The sequence below is a fragment of the Pseudomonas sp. S3_A09 genome (assembly GCF_054668065.1).
The window spans coordinates 2,217,745-2,241,365 of the sequence record NZ_CP162752.1 but is presented as its reverse complement, the minus strand read 5'-3'; the positions used below and the strand labels follow the sequence as shown (position 1 = coordinate 2,241,365).

23 protein-coding genes are annotated in these 23,621 nt (G+C 61.2%); 19 read left to right on the top strand and 4 right to left on the bottom strand.

The window, feature by feature from the left end; all coding sequences use genetic code 11:
* Nucleotides 1-9 precede the first annotated feature (9 nt).
* The 3 genes from AB4N92_RS10665 to AB4N92_RS10655 all read left to right on the top strand — a co-directional run bounded on the left by AB4N92_RS10665 (nucleotide 10) and on the right by AB4N92_RS10655 (nucleotide 2,880).
* On the top strand, nucleotides 10-675 hold the full coding sequence (locus tag AB4N92_RS10665) for a fumarylacetoacetate hydrolase family protein (RefSeq protein WP_010207311.1): 666 nt from the start codon (nucleotides 10-12) through the stop codon (nucleotides 673-675).
* Between the two features lie 243 nt (nucleotides 676-918).
* Entirely contained in the window at nucleotides 919-1,845 is a 927-nt protein-coding gene (locus AB4N92_RS10660; protein ID WP_010207310.1) for an SdiA-regulated domain-containing protein, read from the top strand.
* Between the two features lie 120 nt (nucleotides 1,846-1,965).
* Nucleotides 1,966-2,880: an SdiA-regulated domain-containing protein gene (locus AB4N92_RS10655; protein ID WP_010207309.1), complete on the top strand. Its 915-nt coding sequence runs from the start codon at nucleotides 1,966-1,968 to the stop codon at nucleotides 2,878-2,880.
* A gap of 33 nt (nucleotides 2,881-2,913) precedes the next feature.
* Here AB4N92_RS10655 and rpiA read toward each other — a convergent pair whose 3' ends face one another.
* Nucleotides 2,914-3,585, bottom strand: a complete 672-nt coding sequence (gene rpiA / locus AB4N92_RS10650; protein WP_010207308.1) for a ribose-5-phosphate isomerase RpiA — start codon at nucleotides 3,583-3,585, stop codon at nucleotides 2,914-2,916.
* Nucleotides 3,586-3,722: 137 nt separating this feature from the next.
* Between rpiA and ilvA the strand changes: the two genes are divergently transcribed.
* From ilvA to AB4N92_RS10635, 3 genes are read left to right on the top strand one after another with little or no spacing between them, the layout of a single operon-like run.
* Nucleotides 3,723-5,237, top strand: coding sequence for a threonine ammonia-lyase, biosynthetic (ilvA, locus tag AB4N92_RS10645; protein WP_010207306.1), 1,515 nt, complete (start codon nucleotides 3,723-3,725; stop codon nucleotides 5,235-5,237).
* A 41-nt stretch (nucleotides 5,238-5,278) separates the two neighbouring features.
* Nucleotides 5,279-5,692, top strand: coding sequence for a DUF2269 family protein (locus AB4N92_RS10640; RefSeq protein ID WP_021492649.1), 414 nt, complete (start codon nucleotides 5,279-5,281; stop codon nucleotides 5,690-5,692).
* Nucleotides 5,693-6,160: a DUF2269 family protein gene (locus AB4N92_RS10635; RefSeq protein WP_236266801.1), complete on the top strand. Its 468-nt coding sequence runs from the start codon at nucleotides 5,693-5,695 to the stop codon at nucleotides 6,158-6,160.
* A 112-nt stretch (nucleotides 6,161-6,272) separates the two neighbouring features.
* Here AB4N92_RS10635 and AB4N92_RS10630 read toward each other — a convergent pair whose 3' ends face one another.
* The gene (locus AB4N92_RS10630; RefSeq protein WP_236266802.1) at nucleotides 6,273-6,929 is read right to left on the bottom strand and encodes a histidinol-phosphatase; all 657 of its coding nucleotides are present in this window, start codon (nucleotides 6,927-6,929) and stop codon (nucleotides 6,273-6,275) included.
* Nucleotides 6,930-7,072: 143 nt separating this feature from the next.
* Here AB4N92_RS10630 and AB4N92_RS10625 point away from each other — a divergent pair, with 143 nt between their 5' ends.
* The gene (locus tag AB4N92_RS10625; protein WP_003176750.1) at nucleotides 7,073-7,552 is read left to right on the top strand and encodes an RNA pyrophosphohydrolase; all 480 of its coding nucleotides are present in this window, start codon (nucleotides 7,073-7,075) and stop codon (nucleotides 7,550-7,552) included.
* Nucleotides 7,553-7,574: 22 nt separating this feature from the next.
* Complete coding sequence (gene ptsP / locus AB4N92_RS10620) at nucleotides 7,575-9,854, top strand: phosphoenolpyruvate--protein phosphotransferase (RefSeq protein ID WP_010207299.1); 2,280 nt, start codon at nucleotides 7,575-7,577, stop codon at nucleotides 9,852-9,854.
* Nucleotides 9,855-9,958: 104 nt separating this feature from the next.
* Here ptsP and AB4N92_RS10615 read toward each other — a convergent pair whose 3' ends face one another.
* A complete protein-coding gene (locus AB4N92_RS10615; protein WP_010207298.1) occupies nucleotides 9,959-10,705 on the bottom strand; it encodes an NRDE family protein in 747 nt (248 codons plus the stop codon).
* A 120-nt stretch (nucleotides 10,706-10,825) separates the two neighbouring features.
* Between AB4N92_RS10615 and AB4N92_RS10610 the strand changes: the two genes are divergently transcribed.
* From AB4N92_RS10610 to AB4N92_RS10600, 3 genes are all read left to right on the top strand, one after another.
* Nucleotides 10,826-11,608: a sulfite exporter TauE/SafE family protein gene (locus tag AB4N92_RS10610; protein ID WP_010207297.1), complete on the top strand. Its 783-nt coding sequence runs from the start codon at nucleotides 10,826-10,828 to the stop codon at nucleotides 11,606-11,608.
* A 78-nt stretch (nucleotides 11,609-11,686) separates the two neighbouring features.
* The gene (gene lgt / locus AB4N92_RS10605) at nucleotides 11,687-12,499 is read left to right on the top strand and encodes a prolipoprotein diacylglyceryl transferase (protein ID WP_010207296.1); all 813 of its coding nucleotides are present in this window, start codon (nucleotides 11,687-11,689) and stop codon (nucleotides 12,497-12,499) included.
* A gap of 51 nt (nucleotides 12,500-12,550) precedes the next feature.
* Nucleotides 12,551-13,384: a thymidylate synthase gene (locus AB4N92_RS10600; protein WP_010207295.1), complete on the top strand. Its 834-nt coding sequence runs from the start codon at nucleotides 12,551-12,553 to the stop codon at nucleotides 13,382-13,384.
* 144 nt (nucleotides 13,385-13,528) lie between these two features.
* Here the strand turns inward: AB4N92_RS10600 and cadR are convergent, their stop codons facing one another.
* Nucleotides 13,529-13,969, bottom strand: a complete 441-nt coding sequence (cadR, locus tag AB4N92_RS10595; RefSeq protein WP_010207294.1) for a Cd(II)/Pb(II)-responsive transcriptional regulator — start codon at nucleotides 13,967-13,969, stop codon at nucleotides 13,529-13,531.
* Between the two features lie 85 nt (nucleotides 13,970-14,054).
* Between cadR and AB4N92_RS10590 the strand changes: the two genes are divergently transcribed.
* The 8 genes from AB4N92_RS10590 to AB4N92_RS10555 all read left to right on the top strand — a co-directional run bounded on the left by AB4N92_RS10590 (nucleotide 14,055) and on the right by AB4N92_RS10555 (nucleotide 23,621).
* Entirely contained in the window at nucleotides 14,055-16,313 is a 2,259-nt protein-coding gene (locus AB4N92_RS10590; RefSeq protein WP_021492653.1) for a heavy metal translocating P-type ATPase, read from the top strand.
* A gap of 16 nt (nucleotides 16,314-16,329) precedes the next feature.
* Complete coding sequence (locus AB4N92_RS10585) at nucleotides 16,330-17,193, top strand: LysR family transcriptional regulator (protein WP_042571406.1); 864 nt, start codon at nucleotides 16,330-16,332, stop codon at nucleotides 17,191-17,193.
* A 240-nt stretch (nucleotides 17,194-17,433) separates the two neighbouring features.
* On the top strand, nucleotides 17,434-18,498 hold the full coding sequence (locus AB4N92_RS10580) for a putative 2-aminoethylphosphonate ABC transporter ATP-binding protein (RefSeq protein ID WP_044288031.1): 1,065 nt from the start codon (nucleotides 17,434-17,436) through the stop codon (nucleotides 18,496-18,498).
* 1 nt (nucleotide 18,499) lies between these two features.
* Nucleotides 18,500-20,212: a putative 2-aminoethylphosphonate ABC transporter permease subunit gene (locus AB4N92_RS10575; RefSeq protein WP_031291088.1), complete on the top strand. Its 1,713-nt coding sequence runs from the start codon at nucleotides 18,500-18,502 to the stop codon at nucleotides 20,210-20,212.
* A gap of 22 nt (nucleotides 20,213-20,234) precedes the next feature.
* Entirely contained in the window at nucleotides 20,235-21,248 is a 1,014-nt protein-coding gene (locus AB4N92_RS10570) for a putative 2-aminoethylphosphonate ABC transporter substrate-binding protein (RefSeq protein ID WP_010207286.1), read from the top strand.
* 54 nt (nucleotides 21,249-21,302) lie between these two features.
* Nucleotides 21,303-22,436: a TIGR03364 family FAD-dependent oxidoreductase gene (locus AB4N92_RS10565; protein ID WP_042571408.1), complete on the top strand. Its 1,134-nt coding sequence runs from the start codon at nucleotides 21,303-21,305 to the stop codon at nucleotides 22,434-22,436.
* Entirely contained in the window at nucleotides 22,436-22,990 is a 555-nt protein-coding gene (locus AB4N92_RS10560; RefSeq protein ID WP_010207283.1) for a phosphonate degradation HD-domain oxygenase, read from the top strand. Before AB4N92_RS10565 ends, AB4N92_RS10560 begins: the two co-directional genes overlap by 1 nt.
* Before the next feature lie 91 nt (nucleotides 22,991-23,081).
* Nucleotides 23,082-23,621, top strand: coding sequence for a hypothetical protein (locus tag AB4N92_RS10555; protein WP_154847793.1), 540 nt, complete (start codon nucleotides 23,082-23,084; stop codon nucleotides 23,619-23,621).

Sequence of the window (23,621 nt, the reverse complement as noted above, 5' to 3'; positions counted from 1 at the left end):
AGTCGTTCCATGAACTACCAGCACAAGTATGTCGACGGCACCAACATCCACTTTCCAGTCGGCAAAGTGGTGTGTATCGGGCGTAACTACGCCGAACATGCCAAGGAACTGGACAACCCGGTCCCGACCGAGCCGCTGCTGTTCATCAAGCCAGGCAGCTGCGTGGTGCCGCTGGAAGGCGGTTTCAGCATCCCGACCGAACGCGGTTCGGTGCATTACGAAGCGGAAATCGCGGTATTGATCGGCAAGCCGCTGTCGACCAAGCCCAGCCGCGAGGAAGTGCTCGACGCCATCTCCGGCTTCGCTCCAGCCTTGGACCTGACCCTGCGCGACAAGCAGGCCGAGCTGAAAGCCAAGGGCCTGCCGTGGGAAATCGCCAAGTCCTTTGACGGTGCGGCCGTTATCGCACCGTTCGTGGTGGGCAGCACCTTCCCGGACGTGACCGACATCGGCATCCGCCTGAGCATCAATGGCGAAGTGCGCCAGGATGGCAACAGCGCGCAGATGCTCAACCCGATCGTCCCGATGATCCAGCACATGGCCGGCTGCTTCTCTCTGCAGGCAGGCGATGTGATCCTCACGGGCACCCCGGCCGGTGTGGGCCCGCTGAATGTGGGCGATGAGCTGGTGTTGGAGCTGTCAGGTGTGAACCGCTTCGAAAGCAGCGTGCGTTAAACGCAGCACACCGCTCAACTGTGGGAGCTGGCTTGCCTGCGATAGTATCGGCGGGGTGTCACTGACACGCCGCGTCGTCTGCATCGCGGGCAAGCTCGACGCCCACAGGGTTTATGTGCAGCCGCCCATTGCGTGCTTTTGCATTTTTTTCACACGCCATCCGGATAATCCTTCAGGCTCGAGCGCGCGGTTCCGCTGAACCTGTGCTATCACCTAACGCTGATTTCCCGGATAAAGTGCCCAATGGCCGTGCCCCTGCCTACCGTCACCCCCAAGTTGCGTTCCCGTTTTGCCCTGCGCTGGTATTCATGGCTGTTTCTCGCCGGGGCCATTGTGTATGGCATCGCCTGGGCCATGCACTGGGATGATCGCGGCGTGCTGTGGATGCTGGAGCGTTTTGAAACGCCGGCCGAACGCCAGGAAAGCGTATGGCTGCCGGACTATCACGCGGTCATCGACGCCAAGTTGCTGCCGGGCATGGAGAAGGACGAAGCCTCGGACCTGGCCTACAACCCCCAGACCAAGACCCTGTTCTCCGTCATGGGCAAAAATCCGTTCCTGGTCGAGCTGACCCTGCAAGGCGATGTGCTGCGCAAGATGCCGCTCAATGGCTGGAACAACCCCGAAGGGCTGACGGTGCTGGAAAACGGCCTGATGGCCGTGGTCGATGAGCGCCAGCACAGCCTGACCATCGTCAAGGTCGACGCCGCTACCACGGCACTGAACAAGGCCGACTTCCAGAGCTATGACCTGGGCCCGTCCAAGGACCAGAACAAAGCCTTTGAAGCCATCACTTGGGACAAGCGCAACCAGCAGTTGGTGCTGGGTGAAGAGCGTCCACCGGCATTGTTTACCTGGAAAAGCGACGGCAGCCAGACCCTGACGGGCAACAAGGTGAAACAGGTCACCAGCGAGCTGGACATGCGTAACCTCTCCGCACTCGCTGTCGACCCGCGCACCGGGCATCTGCTGGCGTTGTCGGCCGACTCCCATCTGTTGCTGGAGCTGGACGAGAAGGGCGAGCAAGTCAGTTTCATGACGTTGCTTGGTGGCTTCAATGGCCTGAAAGACACGATTCCCCGTGCCGAAGGGGTGACCATGGACGAGGACGGCACGCTGTACATGGTCAGTGAGCCCAATCTGTTCTATCGCTTCGAAAAGCAGAAATAGCGGATCAATTACGTCGGATGTTTCTCTATGAGCGGCATTCGCCAGACATCAGGGCGTGTTTAAGTTTAAATTCAGACGGGCGTGATATTCATTCGCCACTTTTGACTTTGAGCCCGCCCGATGCGACGACTAGCCCGCCCCAAACCCCTCTTCTTCACGCTTGCATTGATCGCCCTGGTCAGCGCCGGGGTCGTTGCACAGCATTTTCGCCTGTTCGAGCGCGCCTGGTTCAACTGGCAGGCGTGGCGCCAGCCGACTAATGAGCGTTCCATCGGCCTGGCGGATTACCGGGTGGCGCTGGAGGCTCAGGTAATCGAGGGCCTTGATGACGATGTGTCGGCCTTGACCTACGATCCGGTACGCAAAAGCCTGTTCACCGTTACCAACAAAAACGCCGAGCTGATCGAGCTGTCCTTGGAGGGCAAGATTCTGCGGCGTATTCCCTTGGTGGGGTTTGGCGATGCCGAAGCCGTGGAGTTCATCAGCGACAACATTTATGTCATCAGCGATGAACGCCAGCAGCGGCTGATCAAGGTGCATGTGAACGACGACACTCAGTTCCTCGACGCCGCCGATGCCGAGCAAATGACCCTGGGCGTGCACGTCGGTGGCAACAAGGGCTTTGAAGGCCTGGCCTACGATTCGGTGGGCAAGCGCCTGTTCGTGGCCAAGGAGCGCGACCCGATGTTGATCTACGAGGTTCACGGCTTTCCCCACTTCAAACCGGAAAAAACCTACTCGGTACACGTGATCAACAACCCCAAGCGTGACGCCGGACTGTTTGTGCGCGACCTGTCGAGCCTGCAATATGACGAGCGCAGCGGCCATTTGCTGGCGCTGTCTGATGAGTCGTTTCTGGTGCTGGAACTGGATATCGACGGTCGCCCGTTGAGCAGTCTGTCACTGCTGAACGGGCGCCATGGCCTGAAGAAGCGGGTTCCGCAGGCCGAAGGGATCGCCATGGATGACGAGGGCGCGTTGTACCTCGTCAGCGAGCCGAACCTGTTCTATGTGTTCAAAAAACCGAGTTCCTGAACACACGGCTGAACCAATGTGGAGCCGGCTTGCTTAGGCCTTGAGGGTTTTCACGCCTTCGGGGGTGCCCAGCAGCAATACATCGGCCGGGCGCGCCGCGAACAAGCCGTTGGTGACCACGCCGACGATCGCGTTGATCTGAGTTTCCAGCTCGACCGGGTTGGTGATCTGCATGTTGAACACGTCGAGGATGATGTTGCCGTTGTCGGTCAAGACACCTTCGCGGTACACCGGGTCGCCGCCCAGTTTCACCAGCTCGCGGGCCACGTGGCTGCGGGCCATCGGAATCACTTCCACCGGCAGCGGGAACGCGCCGAGCACCGGCACCAGCTTGCTGGCATCGGCGATGCAGATAAAGGTCTTGGCCACGGCTGCGACGATCTTCTCGCGGGTCAGGGCCGCGCCGCCGCCCTTGATCAGGTTCAGGTGTTCGTCGCTTTCATCGGCGCCGTCGATGTAGAACTCCAGGTCGCTCACGGTGTTGAGCTCGTACACCGGAATGCCATGGCCCTTCAGGCGTGCAGCGGTGGCTTCGGAGCTGGCCACGGCGCCGTCGAATGCGCCCTTGTGCTGGGCCAGCGCATCGATAAAGCAGTTGGCGGTGGAGCCGGTGCCGACACCGACGATGCTCTTGTCGTCGAGTTTAGGAAGGATTAAATCGACAGCGGCCTGGGCCACTGCCTGTTTGAGTTGATCCTGGGTCATGCGGGCTCCGGAACGGGCGGGGAGTTATCGAGGGGCGCGAGTATAACCCAACAAAACCTCTGGATTCGTGTGGTCGCCCGCCCAAACGCTGGGTTAGACTCCTTGGCCCTGCCCAACCCGCCCAGTGATATCCGCCGATGCTTGAACAGTACGTCAAAAAGATCCTCACCTCGCGCGTTTACGACGTTGCCGTAGAAACCCCGTTGCAGACCGCCCGTCAGCTCTCCGAGCGGCTGGGCAACCAGGTCTGGCTCAAGCGTGAAGACTTGCAGCCGGTGTTCTCGTTCAAGATTCGCGGCGCCTATAACAAGCTGACCCAATTGACCGCTGAAGAGCGTGCGCGCGGCGTGGTCACGGCGTCGGCCGGCAACCATGCCCAGGGCCTGGCCCTGGCCGCCAAGGTGCTGGGGGTCAAGGCCACCATCGTGATGCCCAAGACCACGCCTGAGATCAAGGTCGAAGGCGTGCGTTCGCGTGGCGGCAAAGTGGTGCTGCATGGTGATTCCTTCCCGGAAGCCCTGGCCTACTCGCTGAAACTGGTCGACGAAAAAGGCTACGTCTACATCCACCCCTACGACGATCCACACACCATTGCCGGGCAGGGCACCGTGGCGATGGAAATCCTGCGTCAGCATCCAGGGCCTTTGGACGCGATTTTCGTCCCGGTGGGCGGTGGTGGGCTGATCGCCGGTATTGCGGCGTATGTGAAGTACCTGCGCCCGGATATCAAGATCATCGGCGTGGAGCCAGACGATTCCAATTGCCTGCAAGCCGCCCTGGCGGCGGGCGAGCGCGTGGTGTTGCCGACCGTCGGCATCTTTGCCGATGGCGTGGCGGTGGCGCAGATCGGCCAGCACACCTTCGACATCTGCAAGGACTATGTGGATGAAGTGATCACCGTGAGCACCGATGAAATCTGTGCGGCGATCAAGGACATCTACGATGACACCCGTTCGATCACCGAGCCGGCAGGGGCATTGGGCGTGGCCGGGATCAAGAAGTACGTCGAGACCCGTGGCGTCACCGGGCAGACCCTGGTGGCGATCGACTCCGGCGCCAACGTCAACTTCGACCGCTTGCGCCATGTGGCTGAGCGCGCGGAGCTGGGTGAGGGCCGCGAAGCCATCATCGCCGTGACCATTCCCGAGAGGCCCGGTAGCTTCAAGGCGTTCTGCGAGGCCGTGGGCAAGCGCCAGATCACCGAATTCAACTACCGCTTTCACTCCGGCAGCGAAGCACACATCTTTGTCGGTGTGCAGACCCACCCGGAAAACGACCCGCGCAGCGCGCTGATCGCCAGTCTCACCCGCCAGGGTTTCCCCGTGCTGGACCTGACCGAGAACGAGCTGGCCAAGTTGCACATCCGCCATATGGTCGGTGGCCATGCAGCCCACGTCAGTAATGAAGTGGTGTTTCGCTTCGAATTCCCGGAGCGTCCGGGGGCCTTGTTCAACTTTCTTAACAAATTGGGCGGGCGCTGGAACATCTCGATGTTCCACTATCGCAACCACGGCGCGGCCGACGGTCGTGTGGTCGCCGGGCTGCAAGTGCCGGCGGACGAGCGTCACCTGGTGCCGGCGGCCCTGGAAGCCATCGGCTATCCGTACTGGGATGAGAGCGATAACCCGGCCTACACACTGTTCCTCGGTTGAGCGACTACGCTGATTGGGGCGGCCTTTAAGGAAGACGAGACATGGAAACGCTGACCACCCTGAAAGTTATCCACATCGCGGCCACGGTATTGCTGCTGCTCAGCGGCCTGGGCCTGGCATTGCTCGCCTGGCGCAAACGCAGCGCCGGCCCGGCAGTGACCGTGCAGCGCCCGTGGGCGTTCGTCTGGTTGTTGATGGGCGTGTGTGTGGTGAGCATGCCGTTTACCGGCTGGTGGCTGGTGCACCTGATCGGTTGGCCGCTGGGGCAGACCTGGATCCTGGGCTCCAGCATCCTCTACAGCGTGGCGGCGCTGGCCTGGTTCTGGCTGGTGGCGCGGCTCAATCGCCTGCGCAAAGGCGAGGGTGGTAGCTTGAACTTCACGCTGGTGCTGGCGGTGGTCAGCCTGGTGGGGTTCGTGGCGATTGCCGGGTTGATGGGCGCCAAACCCGTCTAGATGAGCGCTTACCTGCTGCTGAAAACCCTGCATATCCTATCGTCGACGATCCTGTTCGGGCTGGGCGCGGGCTCGGCTTACTACGCGTTGCGCGCTTGGCGCACTGGCAACGTGGAAGTGATCGCCGTGACCTTCAAGCACCTGGTATTCGCTGACTGGGCGTTTACCGCGACCACGGCGGTGTTCCAGCCGTTGAGTGGCATCGGCTTGATGCACCTGGCGGGCTGGTCGCTGCAGCAGAGCTGGCTGCAATGGACGTTCGGCTTGTATGGGGTGGCGGGGATCTGCTGGCTGCCGGTGGTGTGGTTGCAGATTCGCGTACACAAGATGGCGGAGCAGGCGTTGCGGGAGGGTACGGCAATGCCGATCAAGGCCGCGACGTACATGCGCTGGTGGTTTGGCCTGGGGTGGCCGGCGTTTCTCGCGTTTGTGGCGATTTTCTACTTGATGGTCGCCAAGCCTATGTAGGGCTTGGGACCGTGTCGACTTTATCGCAGGCAAGCCAGCTCCCACACTTGACCGAGTTCCAGCATGAGAATGCGGTCCAAATGTGGGCGCGGGCTTGCTCGCGAAGGCGTCATCAGATGCGCAGGGTAATCACCGGCCAGCCACGCTTCTCGGCCTCAGCCCGCAAATTCGGATCCGGATCTACCGCCACCGGGTGAGTCACCTGTTCCAGCAGCGGCAGGTCATTCATCGAGTCACTGTAGAAGTAGCTGTCTTCCAGGTTGTACCCGGTTTCTTCCAGCCAACGATTCAAGCGCGTCACCTTGCCCTCGCGAAAGCACGGCACGTCAGTGCTGCGGCCAGTGTAGCGGCCGTTTTCCATCTCGCACTCGGTGGCGATGAGGGTTTCCACGCCCAAGCGTGCGGCAATCGGCGCGGTGACGAAACGGTTGGTGGCGGTGATGATCACCAGCTTGTCACCGGCGGCGCGGTGTTTGGCCAGCAGTTCAGTGGCCAGCGGCAGCAGGATCGGCTCGATGCAGTCACGCATATAGTCGTTGTGCCACTCTTCCAACTGGGCCATCTCGGTGCGGCCGAGGATTTCCAGGCAAAAGTTCAGGTAGGCAGCGTTGTCCAGCTTGCCGGCCAGGTAATCCTGGTAGAACTCGTCGTTGCGGGCCTTGTAGGCGACCGGGTCGAGAATCCCGCGTTCACAGAGGTAATCGCCCCAGGCGTGGTCGCTGTCACCGCCGAGGAGGGTGTTGTCCAAGTCGAATAAAGCCAGGCGCATTGCAGTTACTCGCTGAAAAGTCTGTAAAAAGGCGTCCAGAATACGGTCTTTTCACAAGAGTGCACATAAGGTAAGAAGCCTCGTTGCCGCTTCATCAACCTTTGTGGAACAATGCGGCGACATGCGTTTGCGAGGTTGTTGCCGTGATCGACCCCGATGGTTTCCGTCCTAATGTCGGGATCATTCTTACGAATGATGCCGGACAGGTGCTATGGGCTCGCCGAATCAACCAAGATGCCTGGCAGTTTCCTCAAGGTGGAATCAACCCCGACGAAACCCCTGAGGACGCCTTGTACCGTGAGTTGAACGAAGAAGTCGGCCTTGAGCGCGAAGATGTACAAATTCTGGCCTGTACCCGTGGCTGGTTGCGCTATCGTTTGCCGCAACGCCTGGTGCGTACCCACAGCCAACCGCTGTGCATCGGCCAGAAGCAGAAGTGGTTTCTCCTGCGCCTGATCTCCAATGAGCAGCGGGTGCGGATGGATTTGACCGGTAAACCGGAGTTCGATGGTTGGCGCTGGGTCAGCTATTGGTATCCGTTGGGCCAGGTGGTGACATTCAAGCGCGAAGTTTATCGTCGCGCTCTCAAAGAGCTTGCCCCGCGCCTTTTAGCGCGCGACTGACGACGGAGTTCGACCCCGAGCCATGCTCAATACGCTGCGCAAGATCGTCCAGGAAGTTAACTCCGCCAAGGATCTCAAGGCGGCGTTGGGGATTATTGTGTTGCGCGTCAAGGAAGCCATGGGCAGCCAGGTCTGCTCGGTTTACCTGCTGGACCCCGAGACCAACCGTTTTGTGCTGATGGCCACCGAGGGTTTGAACAAGCGCTCGATCGGCAAGGTCAGCATGGCGCCCAATGAAGGTCTGGTGGGCCTGGTGGGGACGCGTGAAGAACCCCTGAACCTTGAAAACGCGGCCGATCACCCGCGTTATCGCTACTTTGCCGAAACCGGCGAAGAGCGTTACGCCTCGTTCCTCGGCGCCCCGATTATTCACCACCGCCGCGTTGTCGGCGTGTTGGTCATCCAGCAAAAAGAACGCCGCCAGTTCGACGAAGGTGAAGAAGCCTTCCTCGTGACCATGAGCGCGCAGCTCGCCGGGGTTATCGCTCACGCCGAAGCCACCGGTTCGATTCGCGGCCTGGGCCGTGAGGGCAAGGGCATCCAGGAAGCCAAATTCGTGGGCGTGCCGGGTTCACCGGGCGCTGCGGTCGGTACGGCGGTGGTCATGTTGCCGCCGGCGGATCTGGATGTGGTGCCGGACAAGACCGTCAGCGACATCGACGCTGAAATCAAACTGTTCAAGACTGCCCTGGAAGGCGTGCGCGCCGACATGCGCAACCTGTCGAACAAGCTGGCCACCCAGTTGCGCCCCGAAGAGCGCGCATTGTTCGACGTTTACCAGATGATGCTCGATGACGCGTCCCTGGGTAACGAAGTCAAGACCGTGATCAAGACCGGCCAGTGGGCCCAGGGCGCACTGCGCCAGGTGGTCACCGATCACGTCAACCGTTTCGAAATGATGGATGACGACTACCTGCGTGAGCGGGCCTCGGATGTGCGCGACCTGGGTCGCCGTCTGCTGGCCAAGCTGCAGGAAGACCGCACCACCAACCTGGTTTACCCCGACAACACCATCCTGGTCAGTGAGGAACTGACCGCCACCATGCTCGGCGAAGTGCCTGAGGGCAAGTTGGTGGGGCTGGTTTCGGTACTCGGTTCGGGCAACTCCCACGTCGCGATCCTGGCGCGTGCCATGGGCATCCCGACGGTGATGGGCCTGGTAGACCTGCCGTATGCCAAGGTCGACGGCATTGGCATGATCGTCGATGGCCATCGCGGTGAAGTGTTCACCAACCCCAGCGAAGTACTGCGCAAGCAATACGCCGAAGTGGTTGAAGAAGAGAAACAACTGGCGCTGGGCCTCGATTCCTTGCGCGAACTGCCGTGCGTGACCACCGATGGTCACCGTGTGCCGTTGCTGGTTAACACCGGCCTGCTGGCCGACGTGGCCCGGGCGCAACAGCGCGGCGCTGAAGGTGTGGGGCTGTACCGCACTGAAGTGCCGTTCATGATCAACCAGCGTTTCCCGAGCGAGAAGGAGCAGCTGGCGATTTATCGCGAGCAACTGCAGGCCTTCCACCCGTTGCCGGTGACTATGCGCAGCCTGGATATCGGCGGCGACAAGTCACTGTCCTATTTCCCGATCAAGGAAGACAACCCCTTCCTTGGCTGGCGCGGCATTCGCGTGACCCTCGACCACCCTGAAATTTTCCTCGTACAGACCCGCGCCATGCTCAAGGCCAGCGAGGGCCTGAACAACCTGCGTATCCTGCTGCCGATGATCTCCGGCACCCACGAGCTGGAAGAGGCGCTGCACCTGATCCACCGTGCGTGGGGCGAAGTGCGCGACGAAGGCGCCGACGTACCGATGCCGCCGATTGGCGTGATGATTGAAATCCCGGCAGCGGTGTACCAGGCCAAGGAGCTGGCGCGGCAGGTGGACTTCCTGTCGGTGGGCTCCAACGACCTGACCCAATACCTGTTGGCCGTGGACCGTAACAACCCGCGGGTGGCCGACCTCTACGACTACCTGCACCCGGCGGTGCTGCAAGCCCTGCAACACGTGGTGCGCGACGCTCATGCCGAAGGCAAGCCGGTGAGCATCTGCGGTGAAATGGCCGGCGATCCGGCGGCGGCGGTGCTGTTGATGGCGATGGGCTTCGATAGCTTGTCGATGAACGCCACCAACTTGCCGAAGGTGAAGTGGATGCTGCGCCAGGTTGAGTTGAGCATGGCCAAGGACCTGCTGGCGGAGTTGATGACCATCGACAACCCGCAAGTTATCCACAGTTCGCTGCAGTTGGCGCTGAAGAACCTGGGGCTGACAAGGATGATCAATCCGGCTTCCGCCAAAACCTTGTAGGGGCGAGCTTGCTCGCGAAGAACGTCAACGATAACGCGGGGTGCCTGATTACCCGCGGCGTTCTCAGGTTTTTCGCGAGCAAGAACTAGGCGTCCCCCTCGCTCCTACAGGTTGATGTCTACTTCGCCCAACCGCCCACCATGGGGTCCAAAGCTTCGCTCCACCATCCGCCGGGTGCCATCGGCATTCACAATCAACGCCGTGCTCGCCCGTGTCCCATAACTCGGGCTGGCGATAAACACACTCGACAGCAAACTCTCCGTCGCCAACCCCACGCCGGTATCCGGCAGCTCGGCAAAAGGTGCAATCTGTGGATCGCTCAGAATCTCCAGTAGCGCTTCGGGCTGGGGATCGTTCAGCAACTCACTCAGCGCGGCTTTGGCCTTAAGCAGTTTCGGCCAAGGTGTATCCAGCCCTGCATTGGATAACCCATACACGCCCGCTTTCAACTGCGTCGGCTCTGTGTGATTAGCGTTGTAATGCCACAGCTCACCCGGTGTGCCCACCAGCAGGTTGAACCCTGCGTATTCAATCGAACGGCCGTTAACGTCGGCCAAATACTGCTCAACCGGCAGTGAACCGTTGAGAAAGCGCGCGACCAGCTCGCCACGGGACTTGCGGGCCGGCGGTTGGTGCGGATCGCGGATATTGGTCAGCGCGGCAAAGCGCCCCTCGGCGTTCACCCCCAGCCAGGTGCCGCCTGCTTCCTGATCGCGGCCGGCATAGACAGTGGGTGCATCCTCCCACTGGGCCAACGGCAGGCTGGGGCGGGCGTAGAACTCATCGCGGTTGGCCGCGACGATCAGCGGCTGGGCGTGGCCCGGTCGCCAAGCGAAAACAATCAGGCACATCAGGCGATCCCTTTTGTGTTTTTTGCCACTCTACCCACTCAAGCACAGGCGTTCCATCGTATCCAGTTGGGTCGCATGCCTTCCATCCGTTAACATGCCGGACTTGGTTCGGGGGCTCCCATGGAATTTCTGCTGTATTTGCTGCTTGGCGCCTGTGCGGGTGTACTCGCCGGGCTGTTTGGCGTGGGCGGCGGGATCATCATCGTGCCGGTGCTGGTGTTCAGCTTCACCTTGCAGGGCTTCGACCCGCAGGTGCTGACCCACTTGGCTGTGGGCACGTCCCTTGCGACCATCATCTTTACCTCGGTGAATGCCGTACGCGAGCATCACCGGCGGGGTGCGGTGCGTTGGCCGATCTTTGTGTGGATGACCGTGGGTATCCTGATCGGCGCCGGTTTTGGCGCACTGACGGCCGAGGCGATTTCCGGCCCTCACCTGCAAAAGATCATCGGCGTGTTCGCCTTGCTGGTGGCCGTTCAACTTGCACTGGACGTTAAGCCCAAGGCCAGCCGGACGGTGCCGGGCAAACTCGGCCTGACCGTCGCCGGTACGTTTATCGGCTGGGCCTCGGCGATTTTCGGCATTGGCGGCGGCTCGCTGACCGTGCCGTTCCTGACCTGGCGCAGTGTGCCGATGCAGCAGGCGGTGGCCACTTCATCCGCCTGTGGCCTGCCGATTGCGCTGGCCAGTGCGTTAAGTTTCATGATTCTGGGCTGGCATGACCCGCTGTTGCCCGCGCATAGTCTAGGGTTCGTGTATTTGCCGGCACTGCTGGGCATTGCCCTGACCAGCATGGTGTTTGCCCGCTTCGGCGCACGCTTGGCGCATCGATTGTCGCCGCGTCTGCTCAAGCGGTTGTTCGCCGGGCTGTTGTTCTGTGTCGGCATAAATTTTTTGTTTTGAAAAACTTGAGTAATGCAGTCTTAATCGCGCCCGGGCATGGTCCGGACGCCATAACGAATGATTTAACGAGGAGTCGCAATGCTGCCTTACCCGCAGATCGACCCGGTGGCCCTGGCCATTGGTCCGCTGAAAATCCACTGGTACGGGTTGATGTACCTGATCGGCATCGGCGGTGCCTGGTTTCTGGCCTCTCGACGCCTGAACCGTTTCGATCCGACCTGGACCAAGGAGAAGCTCTCCGACCTGATTTTCTGGCTGTCGATGGGGGTCATTGTCGGCGGGCGCCTGGGCTATGTGCTGTTCTACGATCTCTCGGCGTACATCGCCAATCCGACGCTGATCTTTGAAGTGTGGAAAGGCGGCATGGCATTCCACGGCGGTTTTATCGGCGTGATGATTGCCGCCTGGTGGTTCGGCCGTCGTAATGGCAAGTCGTTCTTCCAACTGATGGACTTCGTTGCGCCAATGGTGCCGATCGGCCTAGGCGCCGGGCGTATCGGTAACTTCATCAACGCCGAGCTGTGGGGCAAGCCGACCGACGTGCCGTGGGCCATGGTGTTCCCGCCGTTCAGCGACCCCGCGCAACTGCCACGCCACCCGTCGCAGCTGTATCAGTTCGCGTTGGAAGGCGTGGCGCTGTTCCTTATCCTGTACATCTTCTCGCGCAAACCGCGCCCCACCATGGCGGTGTCGGGCATGTTCGCGTTGTTCTACGGGATCTTCCGCTTTATCGTCGAGTTCGTGCGCGTGCCGGATGCGCAGCTGGGCTACCTGGCGTTCGGTTGGGTGACCATGGGCCAGATCCTCAGCCTGCCGATGATCCTTGGCGGCCTGGGCTTGCTGTGGTGGGCGTACAATCGCCCGCAACCTTTGAAGAACACCGCGCTTTAAATTCGAATGCCCGGGCCGTAGGGTCCGGGCTTCAACGATACGGGTACCCAAATGAAGCAATATCTCGAACTACTGAACGACGTCGTGACCAATGGATTGACCAAGGGCGATCGCACCGGCACCGGCACCAAGGCCGTGTTTGCCCGTCAGTATCGGCATAACTTGGCCGACGGCTTCCCGCTGCTGACCACCAAGAAGCTTCACTTCAAAAGTATCGCCAACGAGCTGATCTGGATGTTGAGTGGCAACACCAACATCAAGTGGCTGAATGAGAACGGCGTGCGCATCTGGGACGAATGGGCCACCGAAGACGGCGACCTGGGCCCGGTGTACGGCGAACAGTGGACCGCCTGGCCGACCAAGGACGGCGGCACGATCAACCAGATCGACTACATGGTCCACACGCTCAAGACCAACCCCAACAGCCGCCGTATCCTGTTCCACGGCTGGAACGTCGAGTACCTGCCCGACGAGACCAAGAGCCCCCAGGAAAACGCGCGCAACGGCAAGCAAGCGTTGCCGCCGTGCCACCTGCTGTACCAAGCGTTCGTGCACGACGGCCACCTGTCGATGCAGTTGTACATCCGCAGCTCCGATGTCTTCCTCGGCCTGCCGTACAACACCGCCGCGCTGGCATTGCTCACTCATATGCTGGCCCAGCAGTGCGACTTGATCCCCCACGAGATCATCGTCACCACCGGCGATACCCACGCCTACAGCAATCACATGGAACAGATCCGCACCCAGCTGGCGCGCACGCCGAAGAAACTGCCGGAACTGGTGATCAAGCGCAAACCTGCATCGATCTACGACTACAAGTTCGAAGACTTCGAGATCGTGGGCTACGACGCCGACCCAAGCATCAAGGCTGACGTCGCGATCTAAAAACTGCCTCGGTCTAAACTGTGGGAGCTGGCTTGCCTGCGATAGCGGTACATCAGTCACCTAATCAGGTGCTGACACTCCGCTATCGCAGCGATGCGGCGATCCGACAAGCCAGCTCCCACAGTTGGTCGGTGCTCACTTGAGTTAGTGGCCGTGGCTCCTGCCCACATGCGAAGGCTCCGCCTCGCTGGCCTGCACGCTCCCACTGACCTCCAGCCGCTGCAAAATCCCGCACTGATCCCCGCCGCCACAGCGTTGGCGCAGGTCCAGCAACTGTTCCTGCAATGCCAGCAGCCCATCGATGCGCGCTTTCACGTGGTGGATATGCTCGTCGATCAACGCATTCACGTTTTCGCACTGGTCCTGGGGGCTGTCGCGCAAGCCCAGCAGGCTGCGGATTTCTTCCAGGGTCATGTCGAGGCTGCGGCAGTTGCGGATAAAGATCAGCCGCTCGGTGTGTGCCTGGGTGTACACGCGGTAGTTGGCGTCAGTGCGCGCCGGTGGCGGCAGCAGGCCTTCCTTTTCGTAGTAACGGATGGTTTCCACCGGGCAGTCGGTCAGTTTGGCCAGTTCGCCGATCTTCATCGCAGCAATCTCCAAATGGGTGCTTGACCCTATAGTGGCTACAGGGTCTTTACTTGGCAACAGGCACCTTTACGGACGCGACAGAATGAGCGACTCCATCCACACCCCGCATAAACACGATCACGACCATGATCACGACCATGGTCCGAAAAAACTGACCCCCGTGCATGACCACGGCCACGGCGGCTCCTGCTGTTCCGGCACCCCAGCCCCTGCGTTGGTGCAACTGAGCGAAGCGCCCACCGCCGGTTCGCGGCTGAGCACCTTTCGCATTGAAGCCATGGACTGCCCCACCGAGCAGACGCTGATCCAGAACAAACTGGGCAAGCTGGCCGGCGTGCAGCAACTGGAATTCAACCTGATCAACCGTATCCTCGGCGTCACCCACGACTTGCCGAGCACCGCGCCGATCATCGACGCGATCAAATCCTTGGGGATGCAGGCTGATCCTATCGAGGAAGGCACTCCGGCTGCTGAACCGCCTGCCAAGAAACACTGGTGGCCGCTGGCATTGTCCGGCGTTGGCGCGTTGGGGGCCGAAGTGCTGCATTTCGCCAATGCTGCGCCGACGTGGGTGATCGCGTTGGTGGCCTTGGTGTCGATCCTCAGCGGCGGCCTCACGACTTACAAAAAGGGCTGGATTGCCCTGAAAAACCTCAACCTGAACATCAATGCCTTGATGAGCATCGCCGTCACCGGTGCGATCCTGATCGGGCAATGGCCGGAAGCGGCCATGGTGATGTTCCTGTTCACCGTGGCCGAGTTGATCGAAGCCAAGTCCCTGGACCGTGCGCGCAATGCCATCAGTGGCTTGATGCAGATGACGCCGGAGCAGGCCACCGTGCAGCAAAGCGACGGTTCGTGGGCTGAACAGGAAGTCAAAAGCATTGAGTTAGGGGCGATCGTGCGGGTAAAACCCGGCGAGCGCATCGGCTTGGACGGTGAGGTCACGGCTGGACAGTCCACCATCGACCAGGCGCCGATCACCGGTGAAAGCCTGCCGATCGAGAAGACCGTGGGCGACAAAGTCTTCGCCGGCACCATCAACCAGGCAGGTTCCCTGGAGTACACAGTCACCGCAGCGGCCAACAACTCCACCCTGGCGCGCATCATTCACGCGGTGGAACAGGCCCAAGGCGCGCGTGCGCCGACTCAGCGGTTTGTCGACAGCTTCTCGAAAATCTACACCCCAGCCGTGTTCCTGTTCGCCTTGGGCGTAGCGCTGATTCCGCCGCTGTTCATGGCCGGTGTCTGGTTCGACTGGGTGTACCGCGCCTTGGTGCTGCTGGTGGTGGCGTGCCCGTGTGCCCTGGTGATTTCCACTCCGGTGACCATCGTCAGCGGCCTCGCGGCGGCTGCGCGCAAAGGCATCCTGATCAAGGGCGGCGTGTACCTGGAAGGCGGATACAAGCTCGACTACCTGGCCCTCGACAAGACCGGCACCATCACCCATGGCAAGCCGGTGCAAACCGATTACCTGGCACTGTTCCCCAATGTCGCAGACAGCGCGCCGGCCTTGGCCGCCAGTTTGGCCGGGCGTTCCGATCACCCGGTGTCGCTGGCGATCGCCAACGCCGCGGTGGATAAAAACCTGCCGAGCCACGCTGTGGATAACTTCGAGGCCCTGGCCGGGCGAGGCGTGCGTGGCGACATCAACGGCGAAACCTATCACTTGGGCAACCACCGCCTGGTAGAAGACCTGGGCCTGTGTTCGCCTGAGCTGGAAGAAAAACTCTTCGCCCTGGAAAAACAGGGCAAGTCCGTGGTGCTGTTGCTCGACAAGTCCGGCCCGCTGGCACTGTTCGCCGTGGCCGACACGGTCAAGGACAGCAGCCGCGAAGCCATCCAGCAACTGCACGATCTGGGCATCAAGACCCTGATGCTCACCGGCGACAACACCCACACCGCCCAGGCGATTGCCGCCCAGGTCGGCATCGACCAAGCCCAGGGCGACCTGTTGCCGACCGACAAACTGCAAGCCATCGAAACCCTCTACGGCCAAGGCCACCGCGTGGGCATGGTGGGTGACGGCATCAACGACGCCCCGGCGTTGGCCCGTGCCGAGATCGGCTTTGCCATGGCCGCAGCAGGCACCGACACCGCCATCGAGACCGCGGACGTGGCGTTGATGGACGATGATTTGCGCAAGATTCCGGCATTCATTCGTCTGTCGCGGCAAACGTCGAGTATCCTCAAGCAGAACATCGCCCTGGCGTTGGTGATCAAGGCGATCTTCCTTGCGGTCACCTTCCTGGGCATGGCCACTATGTGGATGGCGGTCTTCGCCGACATGGGCGTCAGCCTGCTGGTGGTGTTCAATGGCTTGCGCCTGTTGCGCAAATAGACGATGAGAGGGTGGTGTGCTGAGTGCCGAGTTAAAGGCGTTTTTCATGGTCGCCCGCCTGGGCAGTATCACCCAGGCGGCAAAAAAACTCGGCCTGAGTCAACCCACGGTCACCACCCAGGTCCGTAACCTGGAAAGCCAATACGGCGTCGAGCTGTTCTACCGCGGCGGCCGCCGCCTCACCGTCAGCGACGAGGGCGCGCGCCTGCTGCCTATGGTCAAGGCGCTGTTGCAGCAGGAAGCGGACATCGAGTTTTTCCTGCGCAACAGTGGCCAGGTCCAGGGCGCATTGAGGATTGCCGCCACGGCGCCTTACTACATTCTCGACCTGGTCAAAGCCTTTCGCGAACGCTTGCCCCACGTGGAAGTGTCGGTAGAAATCGGCAACTCTCAACAGGTGCTCGAAGCGCTGGATGATTACCGCGTCGATCTCGCCGCCTCCTCTCAACTGCTGGAAGACCCGCGCCTGATTCGCCGTGTGCTGGGCACCGACCCTTTGGTGCTCGCGGTGCATCGTCACCATCCGTTGGCCAAGCTCGATCATGTACCGCTCACTGCATTGGCCGGGCATACCTTGTTGATGCGTGAAGCCGGCTCTACCACGCGGCGCCTGACCGAAAAAATGCTACAGGATGCAGGCGTGAGCTACGGCCCGCTGCTGGAAATCGGCAGCCGGGAATCGATTCGCGAGGCGGTGTTGCGCAATATCGGCATCAGCATCATCGCCCGCCAGGAAGTGCCGCATGATCCACAGTTGCGGGTGTTGACCATCGAGAATGCGCCGCAGATTCCCGAGTATTTGTACTGCCTCAAGGAGCGTAAAGGCGCGCGGCTGCCCGCGGCGTTTCTGGGGTTGGCGCAGGAAATGTCACCTATTTAAGGTTGTGCGGTGGCCTTTGAATCGCCATCGCAGGCAAGCCAGCTCCCACCGTTGAATGTGTTCACAGATCAACACTGTGGGAGCCGGGCTTGCCCGCGATGAGGTTAGGCCAGGCAGCAAATCCCCACCCGTCCTACCCAAATCCACCAATACCACTATCACCGCGTTTTGCCTTTCTGCCACATGAGGGACGCATTGCCTGCCTAGCATGGGCTTCATCAGTTTGATGAGGTGCCTTGCATGAACACAGCCCTGACCCAACCCGGCGCGCCTATGAAGGTGCGCGGTATCCAGAAACGCTTCGGCGCCTTTACCGCGCTGGACAACGTCTCCCTGGACGTCGCCGCCGGCGAGCTGGTGTGCCTGCTGGGCCCGTCCGGTTGCGGCAAGACCACCTTGCTGCGCTGTATCGCCGGCCTTGAGCGCCAGGACAGCGGCGAACTGTACCTGGGCAGTCGTGATGTTTCTCTGCTGCCGCCCCAGGCGCGGGACTACGGCATTCTGTTCCAGTCCTACGCGTTGTTTCCCAATCTCACCGTCGAAGCGAACATCGGCTACGGTCTCACCGGCAGCGGCCGTGAGGAAGTACGCCTGCGCGTCGGGCAGATGCTTGAACTGGTCGGCCTGGTCGGCAGTGAGAAGAAATACCCCGGTCAACTCTCCGGCGGCCAGCAACAGCGCGTCGCCTTGGCCCGCGCGTTGGCGCCTGCACCGTCGTTGTTGTTGCTGGACGAACCGATGTCTGCCCTCGACGCCCGCGTCCGTGAGCATCTGTGCACCGAGCTGCGCCAACTGCAACGCCGCCTGGGCATCACCACGTTGATGGTCACCCACAACCAGGACGAAGCCATGCTGATGGCCGACCGCATCGCCGTGATGAACAATGGCAAGGTCGAGCAATACGCCACGCCCCAGGCGATCTACGACCGTCCGGCCACTCCGTTCGTGGCGGAGTTTGTCGGCCAGGGTAATTGGCTGCCGTTCAGTCGCAACAGTGCCAGCCATGCCCAGGTCGGCGGGATGAACATGCGCTTGGCCGACGATGCTGGCATCGCCAAGTCCGGCCGTCTGTTCTGCCGCCCGGAAGCGATCAGCGTCAACCCGGCGGTGCACGAAGAAAACCTTTTCCCGGCCAAGGTCCGCGAAATCACCTTTCTCGGCAACCGCTGCCGCATGAGCTTCGAGCTGGAGCAATTGCCCGGCCATCCGCTGCTGGCCGAAGTGGCTCCGGAAGCCATGGCACGTCTGGGTGCTCAGGATATTTGGGTCGCCTTACCGCCGCGCAGCCTGCAGGTGTTTGCCTGAGATGGCCAGCGAGATGACACTGCCCATGCCGCGTGAAGTTTCCCGCGCTGAAAGGGGCGACCGCATTTTCGTGGTCGGCGGCAAACTGGTGTGGCTGTTGCTGCTAGGGATTGCCGTACTGCTGCCATTGCTGGCGATCTTCTGGCGCGGCTTCAGCAGCGAAGCCGGGCAGGGCGGTGGTCTGGTGGCGGCGCGGGAACTGCTCACCAGTGACAACTTCCACTGGCTGCTGGGCAATAGCCTGAAAGTCTCCCTCAGCGTCGCGGCCATTGTCGTACCGCTGGCTTACCTGTTTGCCTACGCTCTGCAGCGCACGTTGATCCCCGGCAAGGCGATCTGGCGCGGCATGTCGCTGCTGCCGCTGATGGCGCCGTCGATGTTACCGGGCATTGCGCTGGTTTATCTGTTCGGCAACCAAGGCATGCTGCGCGGGTTGCTCTCGGACAATATCTACGGCTTCTGGGGCATTGTGCTGGGCGAAGTGATCTACACCTTCCCACACGCCTTGATGATTCTGCTGTCGGCGCTGTCCCTGGCGGATGCGCGCTTGTTTGATGCCGCATCCAGCATGGGCGCCAGTCCGGCGCGGGCGTTTCGCAGTATTACCTGGCCGGCCACGCGTCAGGCGGTGTTCGCTGCGTTCTGCCTGGTATTCACACTGACCATTACCGACTTCGGCGTGCCCGTGGTGGTGGGCGGGGACTATCAAGTGCTGGCGCTGGAAGCCTACAAGGCGGTGGTCGGCCAGCAACAGTTTGGTCGCGGCGCGTTGATCGGCATGGTGTTGCTGCTGCCGGCGCTGTTCAGCTTTGCTGTGGATGCCTGGCTGCGCCGCCGTCACGGCGACGCCATGAGCGGTCGTGCCCAAGTGTTCCAGCCGGCGCCGTCGCGCTTGAGGGATGCCTGCTACCTGGCCATCGTCCTGCTGATCTGCGCGGTGTTGCTGCTGGTGTTCGGCATGGCGGTGTATTCGTCGCTGGTGAAGTTCTGGCCCTACAACCTGTCGTTGTCGCTCAACCATTACCAGTTCGAAGACACGGCCGGCGGCGGCTGGCTGGCCTATCGCAACAGCCTGACCATGGCGTTGTGCACGGCGTTGATCGGCAGCGTGTTGATCTTCACCGGCGCGTACCTGATGGAAAAGACCAAGGGCCAGAAGGGCCTCAACCTGGCCCTGCGCATGCTCAGTTTCGTGCCAATGGCTGTACCGGGCTTGGTGCTGGGCCTGGGCTACGTGTTCTTTTTCAACCTTAATGGCAACCCGCTGCATGTGTTCTACGGCACCATGACGTTGCTGGTGGTGTGCACCATTGCTCACTATTTGACCACCGCGCAGATGACCGCGACCACGGCGCTGCGTCAACTGGACGCCGAGTTCGAAGCCGCCGCGTTGTCGCTCAAGGCGCCGTTGTACCGCCATTACCTGAAAGTGACGGTGCCGATCTGCCTGCCGGCGCTGCTGGACATCGTGCGCTACCTGTTTGTGTCGGCGATGACCACCGTGTCCGCCGCAATCTTCCTTTACAGCCCCGACACCCTCCTCGCCGCCGTCGCCGTGTTGAACATGGACGATGCCGGCAACGTGGGCGGCGCGGCGGCCATGTCGACCCTGATCCTGTTCACCTCGGCCAGCGTCTCGCTGCTGCTGGCGTGGGCTTCACGTGGCGCGTTGCGTCGCTCCCAAGCCTGGCGCCAGAGCGCACCCGGCCAATAAACATCCCTGAAGGAGGTGCTCCATGTTCAAGCCCCTGGCGCTGGTCGCTGCCGTACTGACTGCATTCAGCCTGAATGCCTTCGCCAAGACCGAGTTGACCGTCTACACGGCCCTCGAAGCCGAGCAGTTGAAGACCTACAAAAAGGCTTTCGAACAGGCTAACCCCGACATTGAGATCAAGTGGGTGCGTGACTCTACCGGCATCATCACCGCCAAGCTGCTGGCTGAGAAAGATCGCCCGCAGGCCGACGCAGTCTGGGGCCTGGCAGCTTCCAGCCTGGCGATCCTCGACCAGCAGGGCATGCTGGACAATTACGCGCCGAAGGACCTGGAGAAGATCGGCAAGAACTACCGCGACGCCGCCAACCCGCCGGCGTGGGTCGGCATGGACGTGTGGGCCGCGACCATCTGCTTCAACACCGTCGAAGCCGAAAAGCAGGGCCTGACCAAGCCGGTGAGCTGGCAGGACCTGACCAAGCCTGAGTACAAGGGCAAGATCGTCATGCCCAACCCGGCCTCGTCCGGCACCGGTTTCCTGGATGTCAGCGCCTGGTTGCAGACCTACGGGGAGAAGCAAGGCTGGCAGTACATGGACGACCTGCATCAGAACATCGGCCAGTACGTTCACTCCGGCTCCAAGCCCTGCAAGCTGGCGGCTTCGGGTGAATTCCCGATCGGCATTTCCTTCGAATACCCGGCTGTGCAGTTGAAGCGCCAGGGGGCGCCACTGGATATCATCCTGCCGAAAGAGGGCCTGGGTTGGGACATCGAAGCCACTGCCGTCATGAAAGGCACGCCTCACGCCGACGCCGCAAAAAAACTCGCTGATTTCTCCGCCAGTTCGGCCGCCATGGACCTGTACAAAGACAACTTCGCCGTCCTCGCCCAGCCGGGCATTGCCAAGCCGCAGACCGAATTACCGGCTGACTACGAGCAGCGCCTGATCAAAAATGACTTCGCCTGGGCTTCGAAAAACCGCGACAGTATCCTGACCGAGTGGCGCAAGCGCTATGACGGCAAGTCGGAAAAACAATAATGTTCACCTCTACCTGCAGGCGCGGGCTCGCTCCTGCAGAGGACTGCGAAATCCATGACGAAGCACAGTGATCTACTGATTATTGGCGCCGGTATCCTCGGCCTGTCCCACGCCTTCGCCGCCGCCAAGCGCGGCCTCAAGGTCAAGGTGTTCGAACGCAGCGCCACCCCCTTGGGCGCCTCGGTACGCAATTTCGGCCAGGCCCTGGTCACCGGCCAACCGCCGGGGTCGATGCTGGAGCTCGCACGGGAAAGCCGTGAAATCTGGGGCCATTGGGCGCAGGTCGCCGGGCTGCAACTCAAGCGCAACGGCTCGTACCTGTTCGCCCGTACCGAAGCGGAAGAACACTTGCTGGAAGCCTTCTGTGAAGGGCGTGCAAAAGAGCACGGCTACAATGTCGAGCTGCTGCAGGGCACGGCGATGAAGGCGCTGTACGGTGGCCAGTTCCGCCATCACCGCGCTGCGCTGCACGGCAAGGAAGATCAGCAACTGTATTCCCGTGAAGCGATCCCGGCGCTGATCAACTACCTGGCGCAAGAGCTGAACGTGGAGTTTTACTTCTCCACCTTGGTGCGCGACGTCGAGCCGGGGCAGTTGCACAGTACTGCGGGGACCTTTCGCGGCGAGCAGATCATCGTGTGCTCCGGCCATGACTACCAAACCCTGCTGGCCGACGCGATGGCCGCACTCAACCCGAGCATCTGCCGCCTGCAAATGTTGCGTGCCCGGCCCGCGGTCAATCTGAACCTGCAACACGCATTGCTCACCGGTTTGAGCTGCGTGCATTACGGTGCCTTCGCCGATCTGCCGGAAGCGGCGCCGGTGCAGGCGCACATCCTGCAGGAGGCGCCGCACCTGCACGAACACGGCATTCACCTGCTGATCAGCCCGACGCCCCATGGGGAGCTGATCATAGGCGATTCCCATGACTACGGCAGCGACGCGTCGCCCTTCAATGCCGAGCAGGTGGATGACTGGATGATCGAACTGGCTGAACAGACCTTGGGCTGCAAGATCCAGGTGGTAGAGCGTTGGCAGGGGGTGTACGGCTCGCGGGGGCCGGGGCCGTTTTCATTCCTGCGGGCTGCGCCGGGGCTGAGCGCGGCGTTGATGCACACCGGCGTGGGCATGAGCGTGGGGCCGGCGATGGCCGAGCGGAATATCACAACACTGTGGGGCGCTGCGTGATGAACCCGCAACAGACCCTCGCCGAAATCTTCGGCTTGTATGAGCAACACGGCACGGCGGATTACATCGGCGAGCCGGTGTCGCAGATCGAGCACATGTCCCAGGCTGCGCAGCTGGCCATGGCCGAAGGCTTTGACGACGAAGTGGTGCTGGCGGCGTTTTTCCACGACATCGGGCATATCTGTGGCCAGGGTGGGGAAAACATGGGCGGTTTTGGCGTGGTCAGCCACGAACGGTTGGGGGCTGATTATCTGCGTCGCGCAGGGTTCAGCGAGCGCATGGCCAAGTTGGTGGAGTATCACGTGCAGGCCAAGCGTTATCTGACCTTCAGTCAGCCGGACTACTACGCCTGCCTGAGCGAAGCCAGTCGCCGTACCCTGGCGTACCAGGGCGGGGCGATGAGCGCCGATGAGGCTCATGCCTTCGAGCAGGACCCGTTGTGTGCTGTCAGTTTGCGCATGCGTCATTGGGACGAACAGGCCAAGCAGATGCATGTGCCGGTGCTTGACCTGCAGGTGCTCAAGGCAATGGCTGCGCGGCTACTGGCTGCGTAGACAGGCCTTACACCTAACGCAGACTCGCCGTCTGGAGGCGGGTGCAACGCGTCATTAAGGTGTGTGTTTCTTATCTTAAGGAGCAACACTGATGCGTTACTTGAAAGCCAATGCTCAGGACATGAGTGGTAATGGCCACGCCGATACGGTCATCCTGCATTTTTATGAGCATCAGGTGGGTTGCCCGGATGAACTGGTTCACGAGATCTTCGCGGTGGACATGAGTGCCGATGGCCGTGTCGATCTGCATTGGGCTGAGGATCTGAACCCCGCCAGCCGGCCGCGCATGCTGGATACCGAGCGGGTGGATAGCTTTGCCGACAGTTTCTTGAAACTGGGCTGGTTCAATCAGCGCAGCCATTGGCAGCGTACGTTGACGATGTACGTCGATCACTTCGGTAAAACCGGGATGCCCAACGCGATCAAACTCGACTTCCATGAGCGCACGACGTCTGGGTGCACGTCGTCGCTGGTTTACCAAGCGGCTGCTTATGACGGCGACAGTGACGGGGTGTTGGAGTCTTTCACCAATAGCGACATCGACCGCAACGGAATAGCCAATACAGCCGATAAAGAGCTGATTCGCTCGCTCTGCACGGCCTTCCTGGCGTTTGGGTGGTTTAAGCAATAA